The 633-nt window shown below is 71.4% G+C and carries 2 pseudogenes; both read right to left on the bottom strand.

The window, feature by feature from the left end:
* Nucleotides 1-188 (bottom strand): annotated as a pseudogene (locus ACFP9U_RS25305) (hypothetical protein); the annotation flags it as partial.
* 15 nt (nucleotides 189-203) lie between these two features.
* Nucleotides 204-633: pseudogene (locus ACFP9U_RS25300) on the bottom strand (cobyrinic acid a,c-diamide synthase); the annotation flags it as partial.

The following is a 633-nucleotide window of genomic DNA, read 5'->3' as shown; positions in this document are numbered from 1 at the left end:
GGCACCGGGACACCCGCCCATAGACCGGCGAGCAGCACCAGGCCGGAGACCAGCCCCACCACCACGCCGGCGACGGGGGCCGCCCATTGCGCCGCGGCGAAGGAGGCTACCTCCGCCGAAATCGGCAGACGCGTGTAGAAGCCGATGCATGCCTTCGCCTCGGCGACCAGGTCTCGACGGTCGGGCATCTCGCGCTCCATGGTTCAGCCCCGCGCGATGGCGTGGAAATAGGTGCCGGTGATCAGGCCACGCCGGCCGCCGGAGGGCCCGAGCGCATTGCCCAAGGCATCGGCGAGCGCAGCGAGCGGTTCGTCCGTGCCGCGCTCGGTCAGCCGAGAATAGTGGAACTCGTGGCCGCGCACCGTCTCGCCGGCCCGGCCGATGGGGCAGTCGGAAAGAAGCCGTGCCGCGCGGTAGCCGAGATTGATCTTGCGCCGGGCGAAGCTCGTCACATGGCCGAGCAGGCCCGTCATGGCGTGGGTGACGCCGTCGGCATCCTCCAGCGCGGCCCCCAGAACCATGTAGCCGCCGCACTCGCCGTGCACCGGCTTCGTCTCGGCAAAACGGGCGAGCCCTGCCTTGAAACCGGCGGCGGCGGCGAGCTTCCCCGCGTGAAGCTCCGGGTAGCCGCCC

This window comes from Nitratireductor sp. GCM10026969 (assembly GCF_042660605.1).
In the GTDB taxonomy this organism is placed as follows: Bacteria; Pseudomonadota; Alphaproteobacteria; order Rhizobiales; family Rhizobiaceae; genus Chelativorans.
This window is presented reverse-complemented; position numbering and strand designations above follow the sequence as displayed.